Source organism: Actinomadura geliboluensis (assembly GCF_005889745.1).
GTDB lineage: Bacteria > Actinomycetota > Actinomycetes > Streptosporangiales > Streptosporangiaceae > Spirillospora > Spirillospora geliboluensis.
In genome coordinates, this window is the sequence record NZ_VCKZ01000383.1 from 1 (window position 1) to 8708 (window position 8708).

The following is an 8708-nucleotide window of genomic DNA, read 5'->3' on the forward strand; positions in this document are numbered from 1 at the left end:
GGCTCGGGGGCCGTCGCCTGCGGCGACCCGGCGTGCGGCAGACCGGCGTGCGGTGAGCCCGCCGGGGGCGTCGCGGCGTACGGCGAACCGGCCTGCGGCGTCGGGGACGGCGGCATCGCGCCCGGCGGGGCGGAGAAGTCCGGCAGTGCGGGCGGCTGCGGCTCCGGGGCCCAGGACGGCGTGGGCGGCGGCACCATCATCGTCCGGTCGCCGAGCCCGTCGGCGGCGCCGGCCCCGGGGGCCTGGTCCGCGACGGGCGCCGCGAGCGGGACCGCGGGCCCGACCGAGTACACGTCGATCGGCGCCGCGCAGTGCGAACACTTGCCGAGCGTCCCGGGCGTGTCATTGCCGCACGTCGGACACTGCATCGCTCAGACCTCGCATTATCGCCGCTTTGCCACGCTAGCGGTCCTGGCCCGCCGGCCGGGACGGGCACCGCCTCCCCGCGAAACCAGCAGGGCTCCCGACAAAAGTAGTGGGTGCCGCCGTTCTCGGATGCGTGGACGGAAATCTGGCACACCGCAGTCGGAGGTCGCACCGAATCACGACATGTCAGGTCTGGTCAACAATGCCCCGGTTGGTTTACACCGTCGCGTGTGATGATGCTCACATTGTGCACGCTCTCGCCGGGGGACGCCCGCGAACCCGCCGGTACGCCCCCAACGCGCCCGGACCGGTGCGTCCAACGGCTAGGCTCGGAACGGTTTTCCGGCGCATCCAGAGAAGACGGAGTCCATGAGCGATCTTCCGCTGCGTTCGCAGCTGGCCGTCGCGCTCGGTCGTACGGCCGCCAAGATGTCCCGAATGGCGGGCCGCGGGGACGGCTCGGTGATCGGCGGACGGGTCGGCCTCCGCCTCGACCCCGAGTTGCTGACCAGGCTCGCGAAGGACCGCAAGCTCGTCCTCGTCAGCGCCACCAACGGCAAGACGACGACGACCCGGCTGATCACCTCGGCGATGACGCCGCTCGGGGAGGTCGCCACGAACGCGTTCGGCGCGAACATGCCGACGGGCCACGTGTCCGCGCTCGCGTCCGCGCCGTCCGCCCGCTACGGCGTGCTGGAGTGCGACGAGAAGTACGTCCCGATGGTCCTGAAGGAGACCGGGGCGAACCTCGTCGCGCTGATGAACCTGAGCCGCGACCAGATGGACCGGGCCGCCGAGATCTGGCTGCTGGCGGGCAAGTGGCGCCGCGCGCTGGAGGCGTCCCCGACCAGCCATGTCATCGCCAACTGCGACGACCCGCTCGTCACCTGGGGCGCGGCCACCGCCAAGAGCGTGACGTGGGTCGCCGCCGGCCAGCACTGGCGCGAGGACTCCTGGTGCTGCCCCGAGTGCGGCGGCCCCCTCGACCGGCAGGACACCGACGAGGACAGCGACTGGGCCTGCCGCCAGTGCCACTTCCGCCGCCCCCGCCCCGACTGGGCGCTGCGCGGCGACACCGTCACCGGGCCCGACGGCCGGGCGTTCTCGCTCGCCGGGCTGTCGCTGCCGGGCCGCGCGAACCGCTCGAACGCGCTGATCGCGCTCGCGGTCGTCGCCCAGTTCGGCGTCCCGCCCGAGCAGGCCCTCCCGCTGCTGTCGCAGGTCACCTCCGTCGCCGGCCGGTACACGACGGTCGAGCACGAGGGCCGGTCGATCCGGCTGCTGCTGTCGAAGAACCCGGCGGGCTGGCTGGAGGCGTTCGACGTGCTGCAGCCCGCGCCCGGCCCGGTCGCCCTGTCGATCAACGCGCAGGGGCCGGACGGCCGCGACACGTCCTGGCTGTGGGACGTCGACTACCGCATCCTGCGCGGCCGCCCCGTGTGGGTCACCGGCGAGCGCCGCATCGACCTCGCCGCCCGGCTGGAGGCGGCCGACGTGACGTTCACCGTGGTGGACGACATCGACCAGGCGGTCATGGCGGTCCCGCCCGGGCACCTCGACGTGATCGCCAACTACACCGCCTTCCAGAGCATCCGAACGAGGTACGGCCGTGTCGTCTGACCGCATAAAGATCGTCTGGATCTACCCGGACCTGCTCAGCACCTACGGCGACCAGGGCAACACGATCGTCCTGGAGCGGCGCGCGGCGCTGCGCGGCATCCCGACCGAGACCGTGAGCCTGCGCTCGGACGAGCCGGTCCCCGCCGACGGCGACATCTACCTGCTCGGCGGCGGCGAGGACCGCCCGCAGATCCTCGCGGCGCACCGGCTGCGCGGCGACGGCGGCCTCGCGCGCGCCGTCCAGTCCGGCGCGGTGGTCTTCGCCGTCTGCGCCGGCTACCAGCTGCTCGGCCACGAGTTCGGCGGCGAGGAGGGGCAGCCCGTGCCCGGCCTCGGCCTGCTCGACATCCGCTCCGGGCGCGGCGAGCAGCGCGCCGTCGGCGAGATCGTCGGGGACGTGGCGGCCGAGCTGAACGTCCCGCGCATCACCGGCTTCGAGAACCACCAGGGCGTCACGCACCTCGGCCCGAACGCGCAGCCGTTCGCGAAGGTCGTGCACGGCATCGGCAACGGCGACGGCTTCGAGGGCGCCTACAGCGGGCGCGTCCTCGGCACCTACATGCACGGGCCGGCGCTCGTCCGCAACCCGGGCCTCGCCGACCTGCTGCTGCGCTGGGCGGTCGGCCGCGAACTGCAGCCGCTGGACGACTCCTGGGCGGGCCGCCTCCGCGAGGAGCGGCTGCGCGCCGTCGTCGGCTGACCCTGCCGAGAGCAGATCGGCCGGTTCCGGGCGGTTTTGGGCCTGGTTGGACGGCGGCACCGGTGCCACCGTAGCGATCATGATCTGCTGCCGCCCGAGCCGCCGGGCCCTGCTCCGCTGGAGCGCCATCGCCGCGGGCGCGTCGCTGCTGCCCGGCACCGCGCGGGCGGACGGCGGCGCCGTCCGGCCGGTGAACCTCGAACTGGTCACCGTCACCGAGACGACGGCCGTCCTCACCTGGTACACCGGCGTCCCCGGAACGGACGACGGCCTGGGGCGCATGCGGCCCGCGCCGTCCGACGCGGAGGTGCTCTACGGGACGGACCCGTCCCGCCTGACGTCCGTCGCCCACGGCCCTTCAGGCACGCCCTACCACTATGTGGAACTGACCGGTCTCGAACCGGGACGCACGTACTACTACAAGGCGCGGTCGGCCGGGCAGGACGCAGCGCCGACCTGGCTGGCCTTCGGTACGGCGGCGGGCAGCCCGCAGGGCGACGTGTTCGCGTTCACGACGCCGCAGCCGCCGCCCGGCCGCCACCTCTTCTCCATCGCCCTCTGCAACGACCTGCACCTGGGCGAGACGGTCGCGGGCCTCGTCGGACAGCTCCCGTGGATCAAGGGCATCGAGCAGGTGCCGGGCCATCCGCCCTACCCCGAGGTCATGGCGAAGGCCCTGATCGAGGACGCCCGGAGCCGGGGCGCGTCCTACCTCCTGGCCGCCGGGGACGTCTCCAGCGAAGCCGCCCCCGCCGACCTGCAGAGCGCCAAGAGCATCCTCGACACGTTCGGCACCCTCGGCGGCGACTACCTGGTGGCGCGCGGAAACCACGACCGCGCGCATGCGGGGGAGCCCTACGGCGCCTGCACGCCCGGTTCGTGGCAGGGGAACGACTGCTTCAAGGACGCCTTCTTCCCGTCCGGCCGGACGTACTTCTCGCACGACCTGCGCGGCCTGCGCGTCATCGGCCTCGACACCTACGACAAGCCGGGCGACGGCGGCGACTCCGGCGGGCTCTCCGCCGACCAGCGGGCCTGGTTCGAGGCGGAGCTCGCGAAGGAGCCGGACCGGCCGACCCTCGTCTTCGGCCACCACCCGCTCTTCACCGAGAACGACCCGCTCGCCATCACCGGCGCCCATTCGCTGGACGCGGGCCAGTCCCTGCGCATCCTGACGGCCTACAACCGCACTCCCGGCGTCTTCCTGCACCATGCCGGGCACACGCACCGCAACCAGCGCTCGACGTTCCCTCTCGCCCCACGGGTCGTCCAGCAGGAGGTGGGGGCGGTGAAGGAGTACCCGGGCGGTTTCACGCTCCTCCGCGTCCACACCGGCGGTTATGCGCTCAACTTCTACAAGACGCGCGGCGACGAGGCGCGGGCCTGGAGCGAACGCAGCCGCCAGGAGCTGTCCGGCCAGTGGCCACAGCTCTCCCTGGGGAACCGTCCGGCCGACCGCAACACCGTCGTCACGCGGGACTTCTCCGGCCTCGGCTAGCCGGCGCCGGCCGCGGCTAGTCGACCTTGCGGGCGACGCCCGCGTAGCACCACTGGCGCTCGGCGCCGGGCGGGACGGTCGCGCGCGGGTCGGGGCGCCACAGCGACAGCGTGGTGAGGCCCGGCTCCACCAGGTCGAACCCCTCGAACAGCCGCATCACGTGGTCGCGGCTGCGCAGGGTGATCTGGTAGGTGGCCTTCTCGTACACCGCGCCCGCCTCCCGGACGCGGCTGTCGGCGTCGAAGTCGGCGGTCACGTGCGACACCGCGAGGTAGCTGCCGGGGGCCATGGCGGAGCGGAGCCGCGCCACGATGCCGGGCGGGTCGGCCTCGTCGCCGATGAAGTGCAGCACCGCCAGCATCAGCACCGCGACCGGCCGGTCGAAGTCGATGAGGTCGTTCAGCTCGCGGTCCGCCAGGATGTCGCCGGGGCGCCGGGCGTCGCCCTGGATGACGGTCACCTCCGGCGTGCCGGCCAGCAGCGCCCGCCCGTGCGCGAGGACGACCGGCTCGATGTCGACGTACACGACACGTGCGTCCGGGGCGACCTGGTGCGCGATCTCGTGGACGTTGCCCTGCGTCGGCAGCCCGGAGCCGATGTCGATGAACTGCCGGATCCCGGACTCGGCCAGGAAGCGCACCGCGCGGCGCAGGAAGGCGCGGTTCTCCCGTGCGAGGAACGGGGTGTCCGGCGCGTGCCGGACGACCTCCTCCACGGCCTCCCGGTCGGCGGCGTAGTTGTCCTTGCCGCCGAGCAGGTAGTCGTACATCCGCGGGACGTTCGGCGTCGTCGGATCGACGGTGTCCAGTGTCTTCTCCCCCGTTCTGCCGGAGCCGGACGATTTTCTGCCCGGCATATCGCGAACTATGCACGAACATGTAAGCATTGTGATCAACTCCGTAACAACCGAATCGACCATCCTGACGGCGGGAGAGCGCAAATGCGACGCGACGGAGGCATCCCCTCGCAGATCCCCGGACCGGCCGCGGAAAATGACGGCGGCGCGGCCATCGCGGCGGCCGGCGGGCTGCACAACTACCAGTTGGAACTGCACGCCGAGTACGGGCCGGTGGTGCGGTTCCCGCTGCCCGGCGCGGACGTGGCGGTGTCGGTCGCCGACCCCGTCCTGCTGGAGGCCACCGCGAAGATCGACAAGCGGCCGGAGAAGCTGTTCGAGTTCCTCGCGCCGCTGCAGGAGGCGGGCAACCTGCAGACGATCCCCGCCGAGGAGCACGGCCCGTGGCGGCGGACGATGCTGTCGGTGCTGGCCGGGCGGCCGTCCCACGAGGCGCACTTCGCGCAGTTCACCGCGCTGGCGACCGAGCTCGCCGACCGCTGGGCCGCCGCGGCGGGGCCGGTCGTCCTGCAGCGGGACCTGAGCGCGCTGTCGCTGCGCATGATCTGCCGCTACGCCCTCGGCAGCGGCCTGGACGACGAGGCGTCCGCGGGCCGCGTGGTGGAGGCGTTCGAGACCGTCCTCACCGAGTACATGGGGTCGCCGGGCCCGGCGAGCGCGCAGGCCGAGGAGGCGCTGGCCTTCCTGCGCGGGACCGTCGACGAGGTCCTCGCCGCCCACCGCGAGCGCGGCACCGGCGAGGCCGAGCGCAGCGACCTGATCGCGGCGCTGGCGGCGTCCGGCGAGTCGCCCGCGCGGATCCGCGACACGGTGCTGATGACGATGCTCGCCGCCCACCACACCACCGGCGTCGCGATCTCCTGGACGCTGTACCTGCTGGCGCAGCACCCCGATGTGGCCAAGCGCGTCGCCGACGAGGTGGACGGCGTCCTCGGCGACCGGGCCGCGCCCGACTACGCCGACCTGAAGGCGCTCACCCAGCTGGACATGGCCCTCAAGGAGGCGATGCGCCTCTACCCGCCGGGGCCCTACGGCGCGCGGGAGGCCACCGAGGACGTCGTCCTCGGCGAGTACACGGTGCCCGCCGGGACGACGATCTTCTATCCGTTCTGGGCCGTCCACATGAACCCCGAGTACTGGCCGGACCCGCAGGTCTACGACCCGGAGCGGTTCACCCCGGAGGCGTCCGCAGGGCGTCCGCGGCTCGCCTACATTCCGTTCGGGCTCGGCCCGCGCAGCTGCGAGGGGTCGACGCTGGCGATGGTGGAGGCCGAACTCGTCCTGGCCGTCCTGCTGAAGCGGTTCCAGTTCGAGCTCGCCCCAGGTCAGACGGTCACGCCCATCGAGCGCTTCGTGCTGTGGGCGGCCGACGACATCAAGATGAACCTGACCCCGCGCGAAACGGCGATGTGACCGGCGCCATATTGAATGATCAACCAATTCCGCTCGGGGTCGGTAATTGGCGTGGCCGACCATTCGAACCGGTTCAACCGGTGACTTTCCGGCCCCCCGTAAACGGCGGCCCCGAGTGACCGGTCACAGCCCGGCATTCGGCCCTCTTCCGGACGGCCGAATGCCGGGAAGGCCGCCGTCGCACCCGCGCCGCCCGCCGCCGATCGTCTCCTCCAGGGTAGTCGCTTTCCCCTAGGTACCTACTATCCAGGGGCTGTTAGCGTCCCCGTCGTCGCGCAAGAGACGCGGCATCGAGGAGACGGGGAGTCGAACATGATCGTGGTGACGGGTGCGACCGGGAACGTCGGACGGCCGCTGGTGCGGGCCCTCGCGGAGGCGGGGGAGCGGGTGACGGCGGTGTCGCGCGGCACGCCGGCGGATCTGCCGGACGGGGCCGCGCACGTGCGCGCCGACCTGTCCCGGCCGGAGACGCTGCGGCCCGCGTTCGACGGTGCCGAGACCCTGTTCCTGCACGACGGCGGCGCCGGCGGCCAGGGCCTCGGCTCGGGGGCCGTCCTGGACGCGGCCCGGGACGCCGGCGTGCGGCGCGTCGTCCTGCTCTCGTCGCAGGGCGTGGCGACCCGGCCGGAGTCGCCCTCGCACGGAGGCGTCATGGCGGCGCGCGAGGAGGCGGTGCGCGGGTCGGGCCTCGCCTGGACGATCCTGCGGCCCGGCGCCTTCGCGTCCAACGCCTACGGCTGGGCGGAGTCGGTGCGCGCCGAGCGGACCGTCGCCGCGCCGTTCGGCGACGTCGGCATCCCGGTGATCGACCCGGCGGACATCGCGGCGGTCGCGGCCGCCGCCCTGCGCAAGGACGAGCACGCGGGCCGGGTCTACGAGCTGAACGGGCCGGCCGCCGTCACGCCCCGGCAGCAGGCCGCGGCGATCGGCGCGGCCCTCGGCGAGCCGGTCCGGTTCGTGGAGCTGACCCGGGCGCAGGCGTACGAACGGATGTCGGCGTTCATGCCGGAGCCGGTCGTCGAGACGACGCTGCGGGTCCTCGGCGACCCGAGGCCCGCCGAGCTGCGGCTGAGCCCCGACGTCGAGCGCGTCCTCGGCCGGGCGCCCCGCACCTTCGCCGAGTGGGCCCGCGCCAACGTCGCCGCCTTCAGGTAGGGGACGGTGTGGCGCGGCGACCGGAGGCCTGGTCGCCGCGCCACAAGAGCGGTGTTCTGTTCAGGCGCTGCAGGAGACCGTCGGCCACGTCCACGTGCCGTTGGACTGGATGGTCACGCCGAAGTTGTTGCCGTTGCCGTTCGGCCGCGCCGTCATGACCTGGCCGCTGGAGTCCCAGCTCGCGGCGGTGTTCCAGGTCGCGATGATCTTCTCGGGGGACGGGACGTTCATCGTCACGGTCCAGTTGCTGGACCCGGACACCGAGACGTTGAGGTTGTACCGGTCGCTCCACTGCTGCCCGGCCGACAGGGTCGCGGTGCAGCCGCCGGTGCCGCCCCCGCCGCCCCCGCCGTCTCCGCCGCCGGTGCCGCCGACCGTGATGTTGGAGCTGCCGCTGCTCTGGTAACCCTCGGTCGCGAGGATCATGTAGTAGTTGAAGCTGCCCAGGGACATGCCCTTGCTCGCCCAGGCGTCGAAGTGGTTGCCGGTCGTGATGGTCCCGCCGGTCCGCTTCGACTGCCGGACGCTCCAGTACTGCTGGAAGGTCTTCGTGCCCTCGACCGACGGCGCGTTGTACCGCGTCGTCTGGTAGATGTCGTAGGTGCCGCCGTCGCTGGTGACGGTGCCCTTGTACGTCCCGGTGGGCCGGTAGGTGCCCCAGTTGTCGACGATGTAGTACTCGACGAGCGGGTTGGACGTCCAGCCGTAGAGGGCCAGGTAGGCGTTGCCGGACGGGTTGAAGCTGCCCGAGTAGCTCACGCTCCTGCGGCCGCCGTTGCTCCATCCCTTGCCGGCGACGAAGTTGCCGACGTTGCTCCAGTTCATGCGGTAGTTGCCGCCGGAGCCGAGGGTCATGGACGTGGACCCGCCGCCGTCCGTCCAGAAGGAGTAGTAGTAGCCGTTGTTCGTGCCGGTCTGGTTCGTGGTGATGGTCGTGTCGGCACTGGCGGTGCCGGGCAGGAGCGCCGTGGCCGCCGCCAGCGCCACGGCGCAGGCACCGATGAGGGGCCTGGTGCGGATGAGGGACGCGGGGCGGCGTCTGCGGGGGAGCCGGGTGGTGTCGCTGATGGGCGCGCTCTTCATGGGGGTGGGTCCTTACT

7 protein-coding genes and 1 pseudogene are annotated in these 8708 nt (G+C 72.6%); 5 read left to right on the top strand and 3 right to left on the bottom strand.

Features of this window, described 5'->3' with window-relative positions:
* Positions 1 to 368, bottom strand: a pseudogene (locus ETD96_RS35595) (hypothetical protein); the annotation flags it as partial.
* Between the two features lie 367 nt (positions 369 to 735).
* Between ETD96_RS35595 and ETD96_RS35600 the strand changes: the two are divergent.
* The 3 genes from ETD96_RS35600 (at position 736) to ETD96_RS35610 (ending at position 4184) form a co-directional block, all read left to right on the top strand.
* On the top strand, positions 736 to 1986 hold the full coding sequence (locus ETD96_RS35600; RefSeq protein ID WP_138640869.1) for a MurT ligase domain-containing protein: 1251 nt from the start codon (positions 736 to 738) through the stop codon (positions 1984 to 1986).
* A complete protein-coding gene (locus tag ETD96_RS35605) occupies positions 1976 to 2686 on the top strand; it encodes a type 1 glutamine amidotransferase (protein WP_138640870.1) in 711 nt (236 codons plus the stop codon). The genes ETD96_RS35600 and ETD96_RS35605 overlap by 11 nt, the downstream gene beginning before the upstream one ends.
* A 79-nt stretch (positions 2687 to 2765) precedes the next feature.
* The gene (locus ETD96_RS35610) at positions 2766 to 4184 is read left to right on the top strand and encodes a purple acid phosphatase family protein (protein WP_138640871.1); all 1419 of its coding nucleotides are present in this window, start codon (positions 2766 to 2768) and stop codon (positions 4182 to 4184) included.
* A gap of 16 nt (positions 4185 to 4200) precedes the next feature.
* Here the strand turns inward: ETD96_RS35610 and ETD96_RS35615 are convergent, their stop codons facing one another.
* Positions 4201 to 5040 carry an SAM-dependent methyltransferase gene (locus ETD96_RS35615; protein WP_138640872.1) on the bottom strand — a complete coding sequence of 280 codons (840 nt, stop codon included), beginning with the start codon at positions 5038 to 5040 and terminating at the stop codon, positions 4201 to 4203.
* An 84-nt stretch (positions 5041 to 5124) separates the two neighbouring features.
* Here ETD96_RS35615 and ETD96_RS35620 point away from each other — a divergent pair, with 84 nt between their 5' ends.
* Together ETD96_RS35620 and ETD96_RS35625 are read left to right on the top strand one after the other, a co-directional pair.
* Positions 5125 to 6453, top strand: coding sequence for a cytochrome P450 (locus ETD96_RS35620; RefSeq protein WP_138640873.1), 1329 nt, complete (start codon positions 5125 to 5127; stop codon positions 6451 to 6453).
* Positions 6454 to 6765: 312 nt separating this feature from the next.
* Complete coding sequence (locus tag ETD96_RS35625) at positions 6766 to 7608, top strand: NAD(P)H-binding protein (RefSeq protein WP_138640874.1); 843 nt, start codon at positions 6766 to 6768, stop codon at positions 7606 to 7608.
* A 60-nt stretch (positions 7609 to 7668) separates the two neighbouring features.
* Here ETD96_RS35625 and ETD96_RS35630 read toward each other — a convergent pair whose 3' ends face one another.
* Positions 7669 to 8691 (bottom strand): glycoside hydrolase family 11 protein, encoded by a 1023-nt coding sequence (locus ETD96_RS35630; RefSeq protein ID WP_138640875.1) that lies wholly within the window; start codon positions 8689 to 8691, stop codon positions 7669 to 7671.
* Positions 8692 to 8708 lie beyond the last annotated feature (17 nt).

Coding starts and splice junctions, on each gene's coding strand:
- ETD96_RS35600 (WP_138640869.1), top strand. CDS start 736: ATGAGCGATCTTCCGCTGCGTTCGCAGCTGGCCGTCGCGCTCGGTCGT.
- ETD96_RS35610 (WP_138640871.1), top strand. CDS start 2,766: ATGATCTGCTGCCGCCCGAGCCGCCGGGCCCTGCTCCGCTGGAGCGCC.
- ETD96_RS35615 (WP_138640872.1), bottom strand. CDS start 5,040: ATGCCGGGCAGAAAATCGTCCGGCTCCGGCAGAACGGGGGAGAAGACA.
- ETD96_RS35620 (WP_138640873.1), top strand. CDS start 5,125: ATGCGACGCGACGGAGGCATCCCCTCGCAGATCCCCGGACCGGCCGCG.
- ETD96_RS35625 (WP_138640874.1), top strand. CDS start 6,766: ATGATCGTGGTGACGGGTGCGACCGGGAACGTCGGACGGCCGCTGGTG.
- ETD96_RS35630 (WP_138640875.1), bottom strand. CDS start 8,691: ATGAAGAGCGCGCCCATCAGCGACACCACCCGGCTCCCCCGCAGACGC.